General features: G+C 68.7%; 18 protein-coding genes, 1 tRNA gene and 1 other RNA gene. 5 read left to right on the forward strand and 15 right to left on the reverse strand.

Features of this window, described 5'->3' with window-relative positions; genetic code table 11:
• The first annotated feature begins 242 nt into the window (after positions 1–242).
• Both Drose_RS33015 and Drose_RS33020 read left to right on the forward strand, forming a co-directional pair.
• Positions 243–464, forward strand: a complete 222-nt coding sequence (locus Drose_RS33015; protein ID WP_260725168.1) for a hypothetical protein — start codon at positions 243–245, stop codon at positions 462–464.
• Positions 465–1544: 1080 nt separating this feature from the next.
• Positions 1545–2267 carry a tyrosine-type recombinase/integrase gene (locus Drose_RS33020; RefSeq protein ID WP_260729897.1) on the forward strand — a complete coding sequence of 241 codons (723 nt, stop codon included), beginning with the start codon at positions 1545–1547 and terminating at the stop codon, positions 2265–2267.
• Positions 2268–2372: 105 nt separating this feature from the next.
• Here the strand turns inward: Drose_RS33020 and Drose_RS33025 are convergent.
• Together Drose_RS33025 and Drose_RS33030 are read right to left on the reverse strand one after the other, a co-directional pair.
• Positions 2373–2445: transfer RNA gene (locus Drose_RS33025), tRNA-Ala, on the reverse strand.
• 73 nt (positions 2446–2518) lie between these two features.
• Positions 2519–3073: a YqgE/AlgH family protein gene (locus Drose_RS33030; protein ID WP_260725169.1), complete on the reverse strand. Its 555-nt coding sequence runs from the start codon at positions 3071–3073 to the stop codon at positions 2519–2521.
• 268 nt (positions 3074–3341) lie between these two features.
• Here Drose_RS33030 and Drose_RS33035 point away from each other — a divergent pair, with 268 nt between their 5' ends.
• Positions 3342–4124, forward strand: a complete 783-nt coding sequence (locus tag Drose_RS33035; protein WP_260725170.1) for an S-methyl-5'-thioadenosine phosphorylase — start codon at positions 3342–3344, stop codon at positions 4122–4124.
• Here the strand turns inward: Drose_RS33035 and Drose_RS33040 are convergent.
• The 4 genes from Drose_RS33040 to Drose_RS33055 all read right to left on the reverse strand — a co-directional run bounded on the left by Drose_RS33040 (position 4121) and on the right by Drose_RS33055 (position 7239).
• Positions 4121–5155 (reverse strand): sensor histidine kinase, encoded by a 1035-nt coding sequence (locus Drose_RS33040; protein WP_260725171.1) that lies wholly within the window; start codon positions 5153–5155, stop codon positions 4121–4123. The genes Drose_RS33035 and Drose_RS33040 overlap by 4 nt on opposite strands.
• Entirely contained in the window at positions 5148–5831 is a 684-nt protein-coding gene (locus Drose_RS33045) for a response regulator transcription factor (protein WP_260725172.1), read from the reverse strand. Before Drose_RS33045 ends, Drose_RS33040 begins: the two co-directional genes overlap by 8 nt.
• Positions 5832–5893: 62 nt before the next feature.
• Positions 5894–6283, reverse strand: coding sequence for a hypothetical protein (locus tag Drose_RS33050; RefSeq protein WP_260725173.1), 390 nt, complete (start codon positions 6281–6283; stop codon positions 5894–5896).
• Positions 6284–6417: 134 nt separating this feature from the next.
• On the reverse strand, positions 6418–7239 hold the full coding sequence (locus tag Drose_RS33055; protein WP_260725174.1) for an alpha/beta fold hydrolase: 822 nt from the start codon (positions 7237–7239) through the stop codon (positions 6418–6420).
• A 74-nt stretch (positions 7240–7313) separates the two neighbouring features.
• Between Drose_RS33055 and Drose_RS33060 the strand changes: the two genes are divergently transcribed.
• Positions 7314–8327: a sigma-70 family RNA polymerase sigma factor gene (locus Drose_RS33060; RefSeq protein ID WP_313899962.1), complete on the forward strand. Its 1014-nt coding sequence runs from the start codon at positions 7314–7316 to the stop codon at positions 8325–8327.
• On the opposite strand, the gene Drose_RS33065 is transcribed toward Drose_RS33060, so the two are convergent.
• Both Drose_RS33065 and Drose_RS33070 read right to left on the reverse strand, forming a co-directional pair.
• Positions 8308–9042 carry a YwqG family protein gene (locus Drose_RS33065; protein ID WP_260725175.1) on the reverse strand — a complete coding sequence of 245 codons (735 nt, stop codon included), beginning with the start codon at positions 9040–9042 and terminating at the stop codon, positions 8308–8310. The genes Drose_RS33060 and Drose_RS33065 overlap by 20 nt on opposite strands.
• Positions 9043–9101: 59 nt before the next feature.
• A complete protein-coding gene (locus Drose_RS33070) occupies positions 9102–10133 on the reverse strand; it encodes a WD40/YVTN/BNR-like repeat-containing protein (RefSeq protein ID WP_260725176.1) in 1032 nt (343 codons plus the stop codon).
• Positions 10134–10476: 343 nt separating this feature from the next.
• Here Drose_RS33070 and Drose_RS33075 point away from each other — a divergent pair, with 343 nt between their 5' ends.
• The gene (locus Drose_RS33075) at positions 10477–11142 is read left to right on the forward strand and encodes a hypothetical protein (protein WP_260725177.1); all 666 of its coding nucleotides are present in this window, start codon (positions 10477–10479) and stop codon (positions 11140–11142) included.
• 1086 nt (positions 11143–12228) lie between these two features.
• Here the strand turns inward: Drose_RS33075 and ssrA are convergent.
• The 7 genes from ssrA to prfB form a co-directional block, all read right to left on the reverse strand.
• Positions 12229–12602: a transfer-messenger RNA gene (gene ssrA, locus Drose_RS33080) on the reverse strand.
• Positions 12603–12683: 81 nt separating this feature from the next.
• Positions 12684–14111 carry an SRPBCC domain-containing protein gene (locus tag Drose_RS33085; protein WP_260725178.1) on the reverse strand — a complete coding sequence of 476 codons (1428 nt, stop codon included), beginning with the start codon at positions 14109–14111 and terminating at the stop codon, positions 12684–12686.
• A 69-nt stretch (positions 14112–14180) separates the two neighbouring features.
• A complete protein-coding gene (gene smpB, locus Drose_RS33090) occupies positions 14181–14660 on the reverse strand; it encodes an SsrA-binding protein SmpB (protein WP_260725179.1) in 480 nt (159 codons plus the stop codon).
• 64 nt (positions 14661–14724) lie between these two features.
• On the reverse strand, positions 14725–16002 hold the full coding sequence (locus Drose_RS38875) for a M23 family metallopeptidase (RefSeq protein ID WP_313899963.1): 1278 nt from the start codon (positions 16000–16002) through the stop codon (positions 14725–14727).
• A 192-nt stretch (positions 16003–16194) separates the two neighbouring features.
• Complete coding sequence (ftsX, locus tag Drose_RS33100; RefSeq protein WP_260725180.1) at positions 16195–17070, reverse strand: permease-like cell division protein FtsX; 876 nt, start codon at positions 17068–17070, stop codon at positions 16195–16197.
• Positions 17071–17132: 62 nt separating this feature from the next.
• Positions 17133–17813 carry a cell division ATP-binding protein FtsE gene (gene ftsE, locus Drose_RS33105; RefSeq protein ID WP_259859565.1) on the reverse strand — a complete coding sequence of 227 codons (681 nt, stop codon included), beginning with the start codon at positions 17811–17813 and terminating at the stop codon, positions 17133–17135.
• A 200-nt stretch (positions 17814–18013) separates the two neighbouring features.
• Positions 18014–19132 carry a peptide chain release factor 2 gene (gene prfB, locus Drose_RS33110; protein WP_260725181.1) on the reverse strand — a complete coding sequence of 373 codons (1119 nt, stop codon included), beginning with the start codon at positions 19130–19132 and terminating at the stop codon, positions 18014–18016.
• Positions 19133–19151: the final 19 nt, after the last annotated feature.

Here is a 19151-nt window from a genome sequence, read left to right on the forward strand (position 1 = left end):
AGATCGCCTCAGATCTACCATTCCCCGGCGCCCGACCCACGCCGCTGTGGCGCCGGTCCGTCACGTTCAGCCATGGCTCCGAACTTCCATGTGACCGCATGAGCTTCCACTGAGCGCATGAGCTTGAACGGCTGCTACGAAGATTTCGGCCTCATCGCCCGCATGCTCAACAACGCAAGAACGCCAGGAAGGACAGCGAAGATGCCGAAGATTGCCGCAGCGATTGAGAACCGAGTGGCCAGGTGGTCACGTTTCCGGAGGAAATAGAAGCCCGCGACGATGATATTCACGGCAGCCAGTACCATTACGGCAGCGAATACGTACCCAAGGGGGTTATGGGAAACGCCGTCAAGGACCCGAACGCCGTCGCTCGTCGTTCTGTAAACAGACCTGTCGGCCGGCCACAAGGCAACGGAAGTCAGCGCCGAAAGGCACGTAACGGCGACAAGGAAAATAACTGTTGAGTTCCGTGTGCGGAGCATTGTCGTCCAATCCCAGCCGGGTGCCCAAGGGATGAGCTTGAGCACCCAGCCTATCCGAGGACCGTGTTACCTAGCAATAATGGCGCAGCGTACTACCGTACTTGGAGTCACAGGTACCATCGTAGTGTCCCCAAATGTCGAGTTTGAGGTTCTGGTCGACCGTCCACGGCACAGTGTTCGAGAATCGACCATTCGTGGCGTGGTGCACCCCGCCCGTCCCATGTCCGGCGAGGACGTACGGGATGAAGTCATTTTGGACGCAGCCTTGGAAGCTCCAGCCGTTCGCGGTCCCCCAGCCAGTAGTGTAGCCGCTGCACTCACCACCCCAGTTTGAGACCACATAATTGCCGGAGTCCCAACACCAGTTTAGACTCTGCGTGTGCCCTCCGAGGTCACCGCCGAGGCTAAAAGTCATCGTCCACCGACCACTAGCCCTGCATCCAGACGCGTAGATGGTCGCCGCGGGCTGCTCCACTGCCACATCGTATGTGATGTACTTGCTAGCCGTTCGAGGATCGCAAGTCAGTTCACTGACGGCCGCCGGGCTCAGCTTACCCTCTTGGCCAAACGCCTTGATCTGTGCTCTGAAGTTGGTGAATTCCCCCGCTCCCACCTTGTAGCAGGTGCTGCCCCCAGGCGCCGCCGATGCAGGAGTTGCGGTGAACGAGATCGCCGCAGTTAGAGCGGCGATGAGCACGGCGTAGAGCACACTCTTCCGCGTTCCCAAAACGGGACTCCTTTGATTGAAGGGTGCAACAGCCGAACCGCGTTGGCGCTAGCCTCCCCCGTCAGGCCATTGCTGCTTACCCGGACCGTGTCACATTGCTGGACCGTCCGGCGACCCGCCAAGGAGCAAAGATCACTTCAGGCTGCGCTCACACGATACTCACCGTCACTTGACCCGCCAAAGGCGCCAGAAGTCGGTGCTCATTCAATAGCGTTAGCAATCGATGTTGGTGACTCAACGTGTTGATAACATTTCGATTACGCCAGTTCGTGAGCCTGCAATATCCCTTCAATGTTCAAATGGTGCAATTAGCTTGACGAGCATCGGTGTATGAGATGACGCCCGGCGCGGCAGCTTGCCATACCGCACCAGCAGGAGGTCACGCCGACAGGCGTAACCCTTGCCGCATCAAGGGCGCCGCGACGGTCAAGGTCGATGAGCGGCCGATTGCGACCCTCGATCAGGTGTTCGCCATTGCCGCCGCCATCCAGCCGCGCTATCGGCTGCTCGTGCTGCTGGCGACATTCGCACAACTGCGGTTCGGCGAGCTGGTCGCGCTGCGCCGCCGGAGTATCGACCTGGAGGCGATGGAGCTACGGGTGCGGAAAGCGACCGCCGAAATGGAGGACGGCACCCAGATTGACGTTGATCCGAAGTCCGAGGCGGGTAAGCGCCCGATCAGCCTGCCGCGCGGGCTGATCGCCGACATTGAGCTGCACCTGGCCGAGCACGCCCAGCCCGGCCCACACGGTCGGCTGTTCGTCGGCCCTCAGGGCGGCATCCCGCGACGCCGCAACTTCCACCGCATCTGGCGGAAGGCGCTCAAGAAGGCGGGCATCTCACCCGATCTCGACCTGCACCTTCACGACCTCCGACACACCGGGAGCACCTGGTCGGCACAGAGCGGCGCCACCCTCAAGGAACTTATGGCGCGCATCGGCCACTCCAGCACCCGCGCGGCGATGATCTACCAACACGCCACTCGTGATCGGGATCACGCCATTGCGGCGGCGCTCGATGCCCTGATCGAGGAAGCGGGAAGCAAGATCAACGCCTGAAGTGGCACGGTAGTGGCACGCGGCCCGCTTAACCCTGAGACGATGAACGCCCTGGTGTCGCGATTGTCCGCGATTACCAGGGCGTTTGTCGTGCAATCCGATGGGTGGAGCCGAGGGGACTCGAACCCCTGACCCCCACACTGCCAGTGTGGTGCGCTACCAGCTGCGCCACGGCCCCATCTCGATGTCCGCTCTCGCGGGCACTCACGGAATAGTACACACCCCCCCCACAGGGGGCTCACACCGGGTTCCTAGTTCTGGGTCGGGTCCGCCGGGTAGTGGGCGACGGCCGCCAGCAAGCCTCCCTGGCGGCGGAGGACCATCTGCCACAGGTCGTCCGGCCGGGGGGCAAACGCGTCGCTGGGCAGGGCGTCGAAGACGAACCACGAACCACCCTCGATCTCGCGCTCCAACTGGCCCGGGGACCACCCGGCGTAGCCGGCGAAGACGCGCACGCCGAGGACGCCGGCGACGAGGAGATCAGGATCGCCCGACAGGTCCACGGTGCCGACGGCGCCCGAGACGCGGTTGAAGCCTGCCAGATCCTCCACGCCCGGCCGGGTGCGTGCCAGGCAGATCGCGGCCTCCGGCTGGACCGGGCCGCCTTCGAAGACGACCGGAGGTTCACCCGCCAGGGCGCCCCAGCCGCCGAGGACGTCGGCCACCTGAACCTCGGTCGCACGGTTGAGCACGACGCCCAGAGCGCCGCCCTCTTCGTGCGCTACCACCAGGACGACGGTGCGCTCGAAGTTCGGGTCGCGGAGCGCGGGGGTCGCCACCAGCAGTCGCCCGGTCAACGACTCCATCGCCCTCCCTCGACGCTGTCTCGACCTGCCCCGGCCGGTGCCGGACGACGAGCCGGGTCGCGGCGAACCGCGACCGGTCGGCGTCTGCCCGGACGAGTGTCCTTCCATCCCACCGAGATCCCCGTGCATGGACATCAGCCCCACCAGCAAACATGTCCGGCCGCGCGGACGAGGACCGCACGCGCTGAATGGATCATCGCAGAGCGGGGTGCGAGGGTCATGCCTCGCACCATAGCCTGACCCGCGCGTCACGGTTAGGGTCTGTTGCGTGACCTCACTCGCCGACGTCGCCGTCATCGGTGGTTCCGGGCTCTATGCGCTGCTCGACGACGCGGCAGAGCACATGGTCGACACGCCGTATGGCCCACCTTCCGACCCGATCACGCTGGCCACGGTGCACGGCCGGCGCACCGCGTTTCTGCCGCGGCACGGGCGGGACCACCGGTTCCCGCCGCACCGGATCCCCTATCGGGCGAATCTCTGGGCGCTCCGTGAGATCGGTGTCCGTCAGGTCCTCGCCCCGTGCGCGGTCGGCGGGCTGCGGTCCGAGCTGGGGCCGGGCACGTTCGTGGTGCCCGACCAGCTTGTCGACCGCACGTCGGGCCGCGTCCAGACGTATTACGACGAGGGCGCCGTGCACGTGAACTTCGCCGATCCCTACTGTCCGGTAGGGCGCGAGGTCGTGAAGAAGGTGGCCGCCGAGCACGGCATCGAGGCCGGCGACGGCACGATGGTGGTCGTCGAGGGCCCGCGCTTCTCCACGCGGGCGGAGTCCCGCTGGTACGCGTCGATGGGCGGCGCTGTCGTGAACATGACGGGCCATCCGGAGGCGGTGCTCGCCCGCGAGCTGGCGCTCTGCTACACCTCGATCGCGCTGGTGACGGATCTGGACGCCGGCGTGGAGGGTGACCACGGCGTCACCCAGGAAGAGGTCTTCCGGGTCTTCGGGGAGAACACCGGCCGGCTGCGAAAGGTGCTGCTCGACGTCATCCCGCGGCTGCCCGAGCTGCCGGATGACCCGTGCCAGCACGCCTTGGACGGTCTGCGTTAGGCGGACGCGCCACCGAGCGGCAGGCGCACGACGAAGCGGCAGCCGCCGTCGACGTTGTCGACGGCCACGGCACCGTGGTGCGCCTCGACCAGGCCACGGACGATGGCGAGGCCGAGTCCTCCGCCCGCTTCCTTCGATGGTGTACGGGCCGGAGCACCGCGAAACGCCACGTCGAACACGCGCGGCAGGTCGGCCTCGGCGATGCCTCCGCAGGTATCGCGCACGGCGAGCCAGCCGCCTGCGGCGTCCTGTCCCCCGGTGACCGTCACCGTGCCGTCGGGCGGGGTGTAGCGGATCGCGTTGCGCAGCAGGTTGTTGACGATGCGGGACAGCTCGGGAACCGAGCCGCGGACGGTCGGCCAGCCGCCGCCCCCGCCCGAAGGCTCAGCGACGATCTTGATGTGGGCCGCGCCGGCGAGCGGGCCGGCGGAGGCGATCGCGTCGGAGACGACGTCGCCGAGCGGCACGGCCGACAGCGACAGCCGCAGCGTGCCGGCGTTGATCCGGGACAGCTCGAAGAGGTCGTCGACGAGCGCCGCCATGCGGTCGGTCTCGGCGCTGATCCGCCGGTGGTAGTCGGCGACCGTATCGGGGTCGGAGACCACGCCGTCGTCGAGGGCCTCGGCCATCGCGCGCAGCCCGGCGAGGGGTGTGCGCAGGTCGTGCGACACCCAGGCGACGAGTTCGCGGCGGCGGGCCTCGGCCTCGCGTTCCCGTTCGCGGGCCTCGGCCGCCCACACGCTGGCCCGGGCCAGCCGGCGGCCGGCCCACAGGCCGGCGGCGAGGCTGACGGTCGCGGCGGTGCCGACCACGATCAGCAGGACGTGCAGGTCGTGGTCGGAGATGAACATCTCCATCGACGCGCCGAGGATGCCGGCGAGGACGCTGAGCACGGTGACCAGCAGCAGGACGACGATGTGCGCGGTCACCGACCGGCCGCGCAGCGGACCGCGGAGCAGGAGCAGCCCGGCGACGGCGACGGCGAGGGAGCCGCCGAGTGCCATCACGAAGGTGAGCAGGACGTCACGCATGTTCGTACCGGTATCCGACGCCCCAGACGGTCAGGATGCGCTTCGGTTCCGCCGCGTCGTCCTCGACCTTCTCCCGCAGCCGTCGTATGTGGACGGTGACGGTGGACTGGTCGCCGAACGTCCAGCCCCAGACCTGTTGGAGCAGCTCGGCGCGGCGTAACACCCGGCCGGGATTGCGCATGAGGAACACGAGCAGGTCGAACTCGCGCACGGTCAGCGCGAGCTCCACTCCGCGCAGGCTCGCCGTGCGGCGCGCGACGTCGACCCGCAGGTCCCCGTCGACCAGCTCGGCGACCTGCGGCGGTGCCGGGCTGGTGCGGCGCAGGACCGACTGCACCCGAAGTACCAACTCCCGGGGTGAAAAGGGTTTGGTCACGTAGTCGTCGGCGCCGATTTCCAGGCCCAGGACCCGGTCGGACTCCTCGCCGAGGGCGGTGAGCATGATAATCGGCAGGTCGCGGTCCCGCTCGCGCAGGCGGCGGCAGACCTCGAGGCCGTCGACGCCGGGCAGCATGAGGTCGAGGACCAGCAGGTCGGGCCGCTCCCGCGCATAGGCGGCGAGTGCCGACAGCCCGTCGCCGGCGAGCCGGACGGCGAAGCCTTCCCGTTCCAGGTATCGACGGACGACGTCACTCACGGTCGGATCGTCGTCGACGACCAGCACTCGCTGCCCCACCGTTCGAGGGTAGAGCGCCGATCATCCCCCGCCGGGCCGGTCGGATGACCGTAACGGTTCCGTCAGGTTTCGCCGCCGAGGTCGGTCTCGTACGCCTCGTACAGCAGGTCGGCGCCCCGCTGGCGGTGCTCCCACATCGCCCGGATGAGCTGCGTCGCCTCGCAGCGGACCTCCTCGTGATCACAACTGTCCAGCCGGCCCTCGAGCTCGTCGAGAGCGGACCGCACGGTCTCATGGTCGTCGACCAGAACCGAGAGGTATCGGGCGAGGCGCGGCGCGTCGCCGACCACCCCCGCGTAGAGGCCGGAAGGGCCTTCGGTCCGATCGACATGTTCTGCGAATGCCGCCCTCAACTGGGCGACCGCCCGGCTCACTCCGGGCCGCCATGCCGGATCCCACACCGGCGTCTGGATGGCGTGTTCCATGCGTTGAATACCGCCGACCAGTTCCATGACGCACCTCCGCCGCGATACGTCCCCTAGAACATGATGTGACCTGCGACACACTTTGTCCAGGTCGGCGCGTTGGGATCTCCTGCTCCAGGCCACCGGCATCTCGTCGGGCGGATGTGACAACCTTTCCGGCGCTAGCGTCCCAGAACGGCTCGCAGGCGCGGCGCGAACCCGGCCGGGTCGTCCACGAAGGCGATGTGACCGCCGGGAAACGGCATCGGCTCCGTGCCGAGGGCCGAGGCCAGTGCCGAAGCGGCGAGATCGCATAGCTGGCCCGCCGACTCCTCCCCCACCCCGACCACGATCCGGGTCGGTGTGGCCCGAAGCGCCGGGATGTCGGGCCGCCAGCGGGTCGACGGCCGCATCTCGTGCAGGAACCAGAAGCGCTCGGCCGCCGCCTGCACCGGGTCCGGCTCCGGCGGCGCACCGGCGCCGTCGAAGTCAGGCAGGGGGATGTTCGCGTTGACGAAGAACTTGACCCATGCGCCCGGGATGTCGCCCGAGTTGTACGTGCTGATGATGTCCTCGACCGCCGCGTGCCGCTCCTGCGGGTTCTCGAGCATCTCGTTGAGCGGCGGCTCGTGGGCGATCACGGTGTGCGCCCGATCGGGGTGGCCGAGCGCCAGTGCCAGCGCGGTGACGGCGCCGCCGCTGGAGCCGAAGACCGCGGCCGACCCCAGATCGACATGGGCGATCAGCCGGGCGAGGTCGTCCGCCCGCATTTCGGGTGTCGAGTCCCGGTCCGGGTCGTCGAGAACGCTCCGGTTGACGCCCCGCGGGTCGGTGGTGAGCACGGTGTGGTCGGTGGCGAGCAGGTCGGCCACCGGCGCGAAGAAGGTGGCGTCCATCGGCGCGCCGACGAGGACCACGAGCGGCCCCCGGCCCCGCACCTCGTAGTACAGGGTGGCGTCGGGCACCCGGAGCGAGCCGGCGGTGACGGTTGACGTGCGGTTCATGGGGACCTCCCGGGCGGTACTGTCGGCTACCGTTCACTAAGGGAGACCGCCGCCACGAGGAGGAATCGTCGCTCGTGAGCAAGATTTCTTCGACACTTTCGACGCCGGACCTCGACCTCGCCCGGCGGGGCGACGACGGCGCCTTCACGCGCCTCGTCGAGCCGATGCGCCGCGAGCTGCACGCCCACTGCTACCGCATGCTCGGCTCCACCCACGACGCCGACGACGCGCTCCAGGACGCGCTGCTGCGCGCCTGGCAGGGGCTGGCCCGGTTCGAGGGCCGTGCCTCCCTGCGGTCGTGGCTCTACACCGTCGCCACCCGCACCTGCCTCGACCTCATCGAGGCGCGCGGGCGGCGGGCCCTGCCGGTCGACCTCGGCCCGTCGAGCGACCGCGCCGCGATCGACGACACGCCGCGCACCGACGTGACGTGGCTGGAGCCCTACCCCGAGACCGGCCTGCGCTACGAGCAGCGCGAGGCCGTCGAGCTGGCCTTCGTCGCCGCCCTCCAGCACCTGCCCGGCAACCAGCGCGCGGCTCTGCTGCTGTTCGAGGTGCTGGCGTTCTCCGCCGCCGAGATCGCCACGATGATGAAGACGTCGATCACGTCGGTGAACTCCGCGCTGGCACGCGCCCGGAAGGTGGTGGCGGAGCGGGTGCCGCCGGCGAGCCAGCAGCAGACCCTGCGCAGCCTCGACGACCGGCGCGTCCGCGAGGTCGTCGCCGGCTACGCCTCGGCGCTCGAGCGCGGCGACGCCGACGCGTTGGTGGCCCTGCTGACCGCGGACGTGACCTGGTCGATGCCGCCGCTGCCGCACTGGTACCGCGGGGTGGACGCGGTGCGCGACTTCGCCGTACAACTCCCGATGGACAGGTGCGGCACCTGGCGTCACCTGCCGACGACGGCCAACGCCCAGCCGGCGATCGCGTGCTACCTCGCCGCCGGTCCCGCGGACCCGCACACGGCGTGGTCGATCAACGTCCTGACCCTGCGTGACGACCGGATCGCCGCGATCACGTCGTTCATCGACCCGGTCCTCTTCGAACGCTTCGGCCTGCCCGCGTCCCTCACGCCACCTCGTACGTGACGCGGGCCCGGTCCAGCCGACCTGCCGCCAGATCCTCCTCCGGCACCACGAACGCGACCCGGACACATTCTCCCCAGGCTGTACCCTGCTCCGCCGTCAACTGCAGCAACGGACGAACGCCGCCGTGGTCCGGATAGTAACCGTCGTCGAGCCAGCCGAGGACCTGATGGGGCGCGTACGGCAGGGCGGTCCGCAGCTCGTTGAGCACGGCCATGAGGTCGGGCGCGTCGGTGTACAACAGGGGCCGCAGTTCCGCCGCGGCCAGGTCCGGAGCCGACAGGTCCGGTGTGGCCGTCAACGGCAGGGCGGGGATGACCTCCGGCCCCGCACCGGCGTCGCCGTCCGGCACGTGCAGGACGCGGCCCGCCCGGTCGTCGTCGCGCAGCTCGTCGTCGTAGAAGAACAGCAGGCTGCCCTCGGCGGGGAAGGCCCAGGCCGATCCGAGGATCTCCGCGAGGACCGCGCACCGCAACTGCGCCAGCAACACCAGCGGCTGCCCGTCGAGGTACGGCGGGTCGACCCCGGGTGGCAGGGCTCCCCCGTACGTGCCGGCGGGCCGCCCGTCGCCGTCGACCGTCAGCCGCACCGATGGCCGTACCATCGACAGGACCGCTTCGACAAGGTCGGTGGACAGCGCCCGCGAGCTGTCGTCGAGAGCCGCGCGTAAGACGCCGACGTCCATGGCGGGCCAGTCTGCCATGCTCGTCTCGGCCATGCTCGTCTCCGCCATGCTCATCGAAACGGGACCGGGCCAGAGGGGATCGCGGGACGTCGTCACCGCAGCCGGGCGATGCGGCCGGCCTCGCCGGAGGCCCAGCAGGCCCCGTCGGCGCACGCGACCGCATCGAAGCTGCCCGTGTCGAACCGCTTCCAGGTCCGCCCGCCGTCGTAGCTCACGTCACTGCCGGTCGGACCCACCGCGTACGCGATGTCGCCGCGGGAGGAGCGCCAGGCCGCGCCGGACCGGAACTCGCCGGGTGCCGCCTTCGCGACCGTCCAGGCACGGCCACCGTCACGGCTGGTCGCGGCCGCGTCGGGCGCACTGGTCGGCGCCGTGAAGTCCCCGCCGACGGCGATGCCGTGCCGGCGATTCTGGAACGCGAGCGAATAGATGCCCGCGGTCGCGCCGCTCGGGATCGGGGTGGCGGAGGCGCTCCAGTGCCGGCCGAAGTCGTCCGAGTGGAACACCCGTGCGGCGGCACCGCCACCGGTGGCGAACCACGCGTCGGGGCCGGGCCGCTTCGCGGTCACCAGGCATGTGCCGCTGGCGGCGAACGCGAACTCCCCGGCGAGCGCGGGCGGCATGCCGTCGGTCGGCTGGACGGCCCAGTGCCGGCCGCCGTCCTGCGTGGCCAGCATCCGGAAGCGCCCGTCGACCGGGTCGGAGAGCGCGAGACCGTGCCGGCGGTCGAAGAAGGCGACGCAGTCGTAGAACGCGGCAGGATCGGTGTTGTGGAACGTCTCGGTCCAGCTCTTGCCGCCGTCGTCCGTCACGTACACGCGGGACAGCTCACCCTCGCCGATCGCCAGGACCACCGCGTGCCAAGCGTCGAAGGCCTCGATGTCGCGGAACTGCAGCCCGGTCGTGTCCGGCGGCCCGACCTGCCGCCACGTCCGCCCGCCGTCAACGGTGCGCAAGACGGTCCCCTCCGTGCCCGACGCCCAGGCAACGCGATCGCTGACCGCCGCGAGGCCGCGCAGCCGCGCCGTCGACCCGGAGTCGAGCAGCTTCCACGACGGCTGAGCCCGGCCGAACCCACTGACCGTGGCGACGGTGACGAGCGCCATCGCGAGCACGATCGACATCCTGCGAAGCCTCATACAGCCGAAACCTACTCCTTGACATCGATCAAGCCAAGTACGTTTCGGCCACTTCCCCCCGATCTCGGCTACCCGCCGGCGCATCCCCGTCTCCGACGATGCATCGGCCGCGGTGTACGGTATGCGCGCCATCGGCAGCTCGGATCGCTCCGAACGCACGCGACGTTCCCATCCGCACCACCGAGGGCTGGCCGCCCTGTCGTGAGGTTCTTCGAGTCGCATCCGTGAGGAGGCCGGGCACGCTGTGGACTACCAGGTCTGGTTCGTCCTCGGAGTGCTCCTCGGCAATGGCGTCGGGTGCCTGCTGGCCGTGTTCTGCCTGGTCCGGATGACCGACCAGCGGCGGACGGCGCGCAATCGCCTCCTGCTGATCCTGGCCGGATCGTGGGCGCTGGTCGAGACCGCGCGCGACGACATGCTCTTCGTGGCCGCCACCGCCATCCACATGAGTGACTACCAGGTCCACTTCCTGCTTGCCCCGAGCATGGTGCTGACCGTGTTCGCCGTGCTGTTCACGATGACGGTCTTCTGGTTGGCCGCCACGCGCCCTCGACCACTGTGGACGATCGGCGGAGGGACGGCGGTTGGCCTGTTGTTGGGCGCGATGAGCCTGCAAGCGGCATTCGCCGGCCGTACCGGATCGGCCATGTCGATCGATGTTGCCGATTCTTTGGTGATTGCCGCCGGGCTCGGCGCGGTGACCGGGTTCGCGGTGTGGCTGGGAACCGGGGCCACCCGCCGGTCCGCCGTCGTCACTGCCGTCACCCTGCTGACGATCTGCCTGACGATCGCGCAGTACCGGATCGCCGCGGAGATGACGACCGGTCCGTCCATCCCGGTCGACAGCGACGCGGGGTTCGATCCGATCCAGTTGGGCGTGTTCACCTCGGTGGCATTCGGAGTCCGGGCCATCACGCTCACCGTCATGAGCATGATCGACGAGAACCGTCCGGAGCCCTTGGTGGAACAGGTCGGCGGCCGCGACAGCCGGTAGGCCGCCCGCGGCCGGCGAGACATGACCCGCCGGCTGAACCCGGTCGAATACGCCGGGCCGGCATCCCGCACTGCTGGCGCGCCGAACCCATCCGCTCGACGGCTCACCGGAGCCACCGACATTCCGGACGCTTGATGCATCGACAGTGGTGCATGTGGTCGAACCTCGTGATCCTGGAGACTTTTGGCACCGAGAGCAGCAAAAAGTCTCCAGGATCGGGAGAACCACCCAAACCGCATCTGCCAACGCTACGGATGCGAGCTCGTTTGAGCTTGCGGCACGATTGGGCAAGGCCACGAAGCTCAGTCCAACAGCCCCCTTGCCACCCCCGGGCCAAGGCCGACAATTCGGGCGCGCAGCTCGGCGGCGGCACCACCGCAGTGCGCCGGCCGGCGCGTTCCAGCGCAATCCGGCGCGATCCGGCACCGGGCCGCTCGACCTCATGATCATGGGAAGGATGCGGCTGCCCCGACAGCCAGATCTTTCCCATGATCAAGCAGTCGCCCGACCCGGAGCCCGCCGCCCCGGATCCGGCGGCGACCACGAGCGACCAGACGCACCCCATGACTGTGTGTCACCGCCTCGTAGCGCAACACCGGAGTTGACGGACGACCGCACGGCTGAAATTCGCGGCCGGCATGATCGAGGCGCAGTGCGACCGACTCCCGGACTCCGCGCGGCGCCGCCGCAGTTGTCACTGGACTCGCCTCCATCGCACCCGCTCCAGCAGCGCCAACCACCACTGACATGAACCCGCCCCAGCACGACGCCACGGTCGGGGGTGCCGGTGGGCGCAGCCCCCACCGCGAAGGAGAGGCCGCCCAGCGGTGGAGCCAACCGTCACTGACCTGACCCGCCATAACACGACGACACGGTCGGGGGTGCGGGTGGGCGCAGCCCCCGCCGCGAAGCAGGGGCCGCCCAGCCTGGACTGACCACCACTGACATGAACCCGCCATAGCACGACGCCACGGCCGGGGGGTGTGGGTGGGCGAAGCCCCCCACCGGGGAGCAGGCGAAGCCTGCGCGGCTAATCCGAAACCACCAACGGCAAGCGGCCCCCGCCGCGAAGCAGGGGCCGCCCAGTGGTGGAGGTGCCGGGAATCGAACCCGGGTCCTTCGTCGCTTTGTTAGGACTTCTCCGAGCGCAGCTCGCTGTGCCTCTACTCGGCCCTACCGATCACGCGAGCGAGTCGGTATGACGGGCCCAGTCGCGATTAGTCTCACCGCACGAGCCCCGCGACGAGGCTCGATTGGCCAGCCTTCTAGCTGATGCCGGTTACTGGGCCGAAGGCAATCCCAGACCGACAGATCTCATCCCTTACTTAGGCAGCAAGAGCGAGATCGGAGCGCTTGAAATTGGCGCTTATTGTTTTCCGACGACTGATTCGCGAGACAACGTCGGCTTCCTCGGCTCGCTTCCCCTAACGCTGCGCACAAAGTCGAAACCAGTCACCCCCGCGCGCGAGGTGGTGTTGGCGTGCTGCACCACGCAGCCGTCCCATCTTACCCCCTCCACGCCCCAATATCACTTCCCATTATCACTTCGGAACCGCGGCGCACGGCCGGCCGTCGATCGTGCAGGTGGCCGGCTCGTTGCGGGCTCCCAGGCCCTCGACCTCGAACGAAAGCTGGACCGCGCCGCCCGGCTTGACGGTCCGGGTCGCGTCGACCGGGGTGAAGATCAACTTCAGGCCAGTGCGCGTCATCACCGCGCCCGAGACGTTCCGTACGGACAGGTCCAGTATCGGCAGCATGATCACAACCGTCCACTCGGCGGCGGCCACCGTGCCGGGGTTCGCGACGGTGACCGTCACGCGGTAGGAGGTCAGTTGCAGGGCCTCGGACCGGTATGTGGCGGTCAGTTGGGGAGGCGTCGGCGTGGTGCTCGGCTGCACAGTGCCCGTCGACGGGGCCGCCGGCGACACGGAGGACGACGTTGCCGGTACCACCGGCGCAGACGTCGATCTGGGTGACTTCTCGGCATTCGGCACACCGGGCACCGTGGCCTGCTCCGGCCCGTCCGCGCCCCCGCCCACCTGCGGCGGGTTCGCCGGGTGCGGAGTGGTCGCCTTGCCCACCAGCAGCGCCACCATCGCGATGAGCAGCAGCACCGCGGCGGCTGCCGCGACCGCCTGGCCGCGCTGGTCCGCGGACCAGTCACGGCTCCGCGCCAGCCACGCCCAGCCACTCCGCACCGCCGCACCGCCACGAGCCAAGGGACCGATCCGCGCGGTCCGCGCGGCCGCAGATGCCGAGGCCACCCGCACGGATGCCGCAAGGCCGCCCGCGGGACCCTGCGCGGGTCCGGCCGCCGCCGTGGCCTCGTCCGAGTCCGACGGTGTGACCTTCGCGACTTCCTTCGACTGAGCGCCCAGCACCGCCGCCGCGAACCCGGGCAGCGTCGCCGTCGGACGCGGGCCGGCCGTGGACCACGCCTCCGAGCTCAACCCCGGCGCCGACCGGCTCGACGCGTTCACCTGCTGGGACAGCCGGCTGAACGGGCCGCCCTGGTTGCGCCACACCGTGGTGCTCCCGGCCTCGCCGTGCTCCCCCGCCGCCGCAACCCTCGCCAGCGTCGCCTTGAAAGGACCTTCGAGCAGGGAGTTGTACGTGCTGAGCAGCACCCGCCGCCGCATCGTCCCCTGCGGACCGAGGAACCCGCTCTGCGTCATCGTCAACCGGCTGCCGGAGTCCAGTTCCTCGATCGTGAGCGCCACGACGGTGTGGAGGTTTTCCGCCGCCCAGCGCATGACCAGGCGATTCGGCGCATCGCTGACGACGATCTCACCCTCGACCGGGTCTTCGAGGCCCTCCAGCCGCTCGGCACGGAACGTGAACGTCCCGTTGTCGCGAACCAGGAACCGGCTCGTCGGCAGCCAATCGGTGACCAGCCGGGCGGTCGTGAGTGCACGCCATACCAACGCCGGCGGGTGCTCGAGGTCGACATCGACCCGAATCTCGGTCACGGACGGACTATAGGGCTTCGACGAATTGCTCGCATGGTGGCTGGACGCTACTCAGCCAGGCGTGGGGATTTACTCCGTCCTGCCCTTGTTGCGGCGGCCCACAACGCGAGCGATCTCCCGGTCGGCGTCACGTTTCGCCAATGTCTGACGCTTGTCGTACGACTTCTTACCGCGCGCCAGCCCGAGCTCGACCTTGGCCCATCCGTCGGAGAAATAGACCGACAACGGCACGAGCGTCAGGCCACTCTCCCGCACCTTCGCCCCGATGCGGTCGATCTCCTGGCGCTTCAGCAGCAGTTTCCGGACACGGCGGGGCGGATGGTTGGTCCAGGTTCCCATCGTGTACTCGGGGATGTGCATCGCGTGCAGGAAGACCTCGCCGTCGGAGATCTGGCCGAACGCGTCGACCAGCGAGGCCCGGCCGGCCCGCAGCGACTTGACCTCGGTGCCGGTCAGCGCGACGCCGGCCTCGAACGTGTCGAGGATGTCGTAGTCGTGGCGCGCCTTCCGGTTGGACGCGACCACCTTGCGTCCCTTTTCGCGCGGCATCGACCCCTCCAACGGCTGACCAGATCAGGACCAATGAAGATTACCGCGCCAGGCAAGGCCGATTTCAGCAGAGACAGCCGGGTAGCCAATCGAGCGGCTGCACGGGCCGTCCGTTCACCCGTACCTCGAAATGCAGGTGGTTGCCGGTCGACGCCCCGGTGGTGCCGACTCTGCCGATGACCTCCCCGCGGTGCACCGTCTGGCCGACCTTCACCAGGATCGCCGACTGGTGCGCGTAGCAGGTGGCCAGTCCCTTGCCCTGGTACAGGCCGTGCGAGACGCAGGTGTAGTTGCCGTAGCCGCCGGCCCAGCCCGCCCGCACAACCTTCCCGTCGGCGCCGGCGAGGATGGGCTGGCCACCACCCGCGGCCACGTCGACCCCGGCGTGGAGCTGGTAGACCTTGTACACCGGGTCGAACCGCATGCCGAAGTTGCTCGACTTCCAGCCGCGCACCGGCATCAGGAAGAAGGCACCCGTCTTCGGCGGGATCGCCGTGTTCGGCGGTGCTCCGCCGGCCTTGGCGGGCGCCTTCTGCTGCTTCGCCTCGGCCGCGGCGGCGGCGCGTAGTTCGGCACCGATCCGGTCGCTGTCGACCTTGAGCTGTTCGTACCTCGCCAGGACCGCCGCCCGCTCGGCGGTGGCGACCGCCTCGGCCTTGGCGCTCCGGTCGAGCAGCGTCCGGACGTCCGCGGCCGCCTGCTCGGCGCCGGCCTGCGCGGCGAGTGAATCCTCCAGCCGCTGGCGGGCCTGGTCGGCCGCCTGCTGTGCCCGGCGGCGGGCCAGCTCCGCGGCGGCACTGCGCTGCTTGGCGGCCATCCGCGCGACGGTCAGCTCGTCGACGGCGCGCTGGTTCTCCTCGGCGATCCGGTCGAGGTACGAGACCCGCAGCGCGAGGTCGTTGGGCGACCCGGAGTCCAGGACCGAGTTGAACATCGCGAACCCGCTGCCCTTGTACGCCGCCGCGACGAACACCGATACGTCCTCGCGGGCCTGTTCGACCTCTTCCCAGGCGACGGCATACTCGTCGTCCGCGCGCTCGGCGACGGCCTCGGCGGCTTCGTGATCGCGCTTGGCCTGGCGGGCCTCGGCCTCGGCCGCGATGACCCGCCCCTTGGCGTCGGCGAGGTTGGCCTCGGCCGCCGGCAGCGCGGCGACGGCCGACTGGTGTTCGGCGGCGGCCTGCTTGGCCCGGTCGGTGGCCGCCTCGAGCGTCGCCTCGGTCTCCTGGAGCTGCCGGTCGATGCGGGCCTTGTCGCCCCGGGGGTCCGCGTGTGCGGCGGTGCCGCTGGTGAGCAACAGCATGGTGGCGCCGATGACGGCGACGAGCCGGATCCGGTTCACAGGTAACCCTCCAGTACCACTTGAGGGTTACCGTACGGCATACATCCGGATTTTTCGTGAAATACCGCCTTCTACGGCGCGCCCGAGAGCGCGGCTCGGCAGGAAACCGGCCACCGCGGTCGTGACCGATGCCGGAGACGCCGAAGGGCGGGCCGGTCGGCCCGCCCTTCGGCGAATGCGCAACCGCGCGGGTCAGACTCGCACGTAGAACCGCAGCGTGATCCAGGCGGTGATGGCACTGACCAGGCCGCCGGCGCCGGCCAGGATCGGGAGCATCAGCCAGATGTTGCTCCAGTCGACCGGGAGCAGCACGCTGGCCAAGGCTTTCAGTGAGCCGTCGATGATGAAGACCTTCGCCGCCACCAAGGTGCCGAAGCCGAGGATCGCACCGATCAGGCCGGCGAACACCGCCTCGAGGACGAACGGCATCTGAATGAACCAGTTCGAGGCACCGACCAACTTCATGACCGCGACCTCACGGCGTTTGCTGTAGGCGGCGACCTGAATGGTGTTGGCCACCAGGAGCAGTGCCGCCGCGCCTTGGACGATCGCGACCGTCAACGCGAGCGTCTGGAGCGCGCCGAGCAGGTCGAAGACCCGTTTGAGCAACTGCTGCTGGTCGACGATCTCACTGATGCCGTCCTGCGTGCGCACCTCGTCGGAGAAGGTCGAAACGGTGTTGGGGTCCTTCAGCTTGACCCGGAAGGACTCGGGCAGCGATTCCGGCTTGGTCGCCTGCACGAGGTCGGGCGCGTCGCGGAACTGCGTCTGGAACCGCTTCCACGCGTCCTCCTTGCTCTCGTACTCGACCTTCTTGACCAGCGCGTTGCCCTCGAGGGCGCTCTTGATGTTGTTGCGCTGCTCGTCGGTGACGTCGACCTTGAGGAAGATGGAGACCTCTACCCGCTGGTAGAAGAAGTCCTCCATCTTGCCGACCTGGAAGAACAGCAGCAGGCTGGCGCCGAGCATGGTCAGCGACACGGTCATCGTGATGATCATCGCGATGGTCATGGTGACGTTGCGCCAGAGCCCGGTCAGGACTTCGGACAGGACGTATCTCACGCGCATCGGGTGGGGTTCCTTCCCAGCGGACCCAGCAAAGTTACAGGTGCGGACGGACTACGGCTCGATCAGCCGTAGACACCGCGTGGCTGGTCCCGCACGATCCGGCCACTTTCGATCTCGACGACCCGTCGGCGCATCTGGTTCACGATGTTGGAGTCGTGGGTCACCATGACGACGGTGGTGCCGGTCCGGTTGATCCGGTCCAGCAGCCGCATGATCTCGATCGACGTGTCCGGGTCGAGGTTTCCGGTCGGCTCGTCGGCCAGCAGGATCAGCGGACGGTTGACGAAGGCGCGGGCAACGGCGACACGCTGCTGCTCACCACCGGAGAGCTCGTGGGGATAGCGGTGCTCCTTGCCGCCGAGGCCGACCAGCTCGAGCACCTCCGGGACGACGCGGCGCGCGACGCCCTTCGACTTGCCGATCACCTCGAGCGCGAACGCGACGTTCTCGTATGCGGTGCGGTTGGGCAGCAACCGGAAGTCCTGGAACACGCAGCCGATCTGCCGCCGGAAGGCCGGGATGCGCCACGAGCGCATCGAGGTGACGTCCTTCTCATTGACGACGACCTTGCCCTTGTTGGGGGTCACCTCGTGCAGCAGCAGCTTGATGATCGTGGACTTGCCTGAGCCGGAGGGTCCGATGAAGAAGACGAACTCGCCCTTCTCGATGTTGACGGAGACATCGTCGAGGGAGGGGCGAGACGCCTTTGGATACGTCTTCGTCACGTGGTCAAGCCGAATCACGGGACGTGAGTCTACGCGGTGTGACAACCCAGCCAAGCACACGAGGTGCGGCATGCACCCTTTGCCGGAATTGCCGACACGTTGAGGGGACAAGAACAACAAGCCAGCACGTGATTCCGCACCGAGGTGTGATGTACACCTCATTTTCTCAGCGATCGACGCCGATCACCCTAGGTGATCGGCGGACTGCGCAGAGACGGTCATGCGGCCGGATCCAGTTCCCGCTGCTTGCGCCAGCGGATGCCCGCGTCGATGAACCCGTCGAGGTCGCCGTCGAACACCGCCGAGGGATTGCCCGTCTCGTGCTCGGTGCGCAGGTCCTTGACCATCTGGTACGGATGGAGGACGTAGGACCGCATCTGATCGCCCCACGAGCCGGCCACGTCGCCGCGCAGCGCGTCCATCTTCGCGGCCTCCTCGGCCCGCTTGACGGCCAGCAGCTTCGCCTTGAGCACGCCCATGGCGGTGGCCTTGTTCTGGATCTGTGACCGCTCGTTCTGGCAGGAGACGACGATGCCGGTCGGCAGGTGGGTGATCCGCACCGCCGAGTCGGTGGTGTTGACGCCCTGGCCGCCGGGGCCGCTCGACCGGTACACGTCCACGCGGATGTCGTCGTCGGGGATCTCGACGTCGTCGGTCTGCTCGACGACCGGCACCACTTCCAGCGCCGCGAACGACGTCTGGCGCCGGCCCTGGTTGTCGAACGGGCTGATCCGCACCAGCCGATGGGTGCCGGACTCGACCGAGAGCGTGCCGTAGGCATACGGCGCCTTCACCGCGAAGGTCGCCGACTTGATGCCGGCCTCCTCGGCGTAGGAGGTGTCGTAGACGTCGGTCGGGTAACCGTGCCGCTCGGCCCAGCGCAGATACATGCGCAGGAGCATGTCGGCGAAGTCGGCCGCGTCGACACCACCGGCCCCGGCACGGATCGTGACCAGGGCCTCCCGGGCGTCGTACTCACCGGAGAGCAGCGTGCGGACCTCGAGCTCCTCGATGGCCTTGGTCAGCCCGGCGATCTCCTCGCCGACCTCGGCCAGCGAGGACGCGTCGCCTTCTGCCTCGGCGAGCTCCAGCAGCACCTGGGCATCGTCGAGGCGCGACCGGAGACGCTCCAGCTTGGTGATCTCGCCCTGCACGTAGGAGAGCCGGGAGGTCACTTTCTGCGCCGCCGCCTGGTCGTCCCACAAGTTGGGCGCGGACGCCTCCTCCTCGAGCCCGGCCTTCTCCTTCCGGAGCCGGTCCAGGTCGAGCACAGCCTCGATGTTGCGCAGCGTGCCATCGAGGCTCTTGAGCGATTCGGCGTGGTCCAGAGCAGTCACACTCAAAGACTACGCCGCA

Origin of the sequence: Dactylosporangium roseum (assembly GCF_025264685.1) — a bacterium.
In the GTDB taxonomy this organism is placed as follows: Bacteria; Actinomycetota; Actinomycetes; order Mycobacteriales; family Micromonosporaceae; genus Dactylosporangium; species Dactylosporangium roseum.

Excerpts from the sequence above, each read along its gene's own strand:
- Drose_RS33040 (WP_260725171.1), bottom strand. The coding sequence starts at position 5,155 with ATGCGTGACGTCCTGCTCACCTTCGTGATGGCACTCGGCGGCTCCCTC.
- Drose_RS33055 (WP_260725174.1), bottom strand. The coding sequence starts at position 7,239 with ATGAACCGCACGTCAACCGTCACCGCCGGCTCGCTCCGGGTGCCCGAC.
- Drose_RS33050 (WP_260725173.1), bottom strand. The coding sequence starts at position 6,283 with ATGGAACTGGTCGGCGGTATTCAACGCATGGAACACGCCATCCAGACG.
- Drose_RS33030 (WP_260725169.1), bottom strand. The coding sequence starts at position 3,073 with ATGGAGTCGTTGACCGGGCGACTGCTGGTGGCGACCCCCGCGCTCCGC.
- ftsX (WP_260725180.1), bottom strand. The coding sequence starts at position 17,070 with ATGCGCGTGAGATACGTCCTGTCCGAAGTCCTGACCGGGCTCTGGCGC.
- Drose_RS33020 (WP_260729897.1), top strand. The coding sequence starts at position 1,545 with ATGACGCCCGGCGCGGCAGCTTGCCATACCGCACCAGCAGGAGGTCAC.
- Drose_RS33065 (WP_260725175.1), bottom strand. The coding sequence starts at position 9,042 with ATGGCCGAGACGAGCATGGCAGACTGGCCCGCCATGGACGTCGGCGTC.
- Drose_RS33075 (WP_260725177.1), top strand. The coding sequence starts at position 10,477 with ATGACCGACCAGCGGCGGACGGCGCGCAATCGCCTCCTGCTGATCCTG.
- smpB (WP_260725179.1), bottom strand. The coding sequence starts at position 14,660 with ATGCCGCGCGAAAAGGGACGCAAGGTGGTCGCGTCCAACCGGAAGGCG.
- Drose_RS33070 (WP_260725176.1), bottom strand. The coding sequence starts at position 10,133 with ATGTCGATCGTGCTCGCGATGGCGCTCGTCACCGTCGCCACGGTCAGT.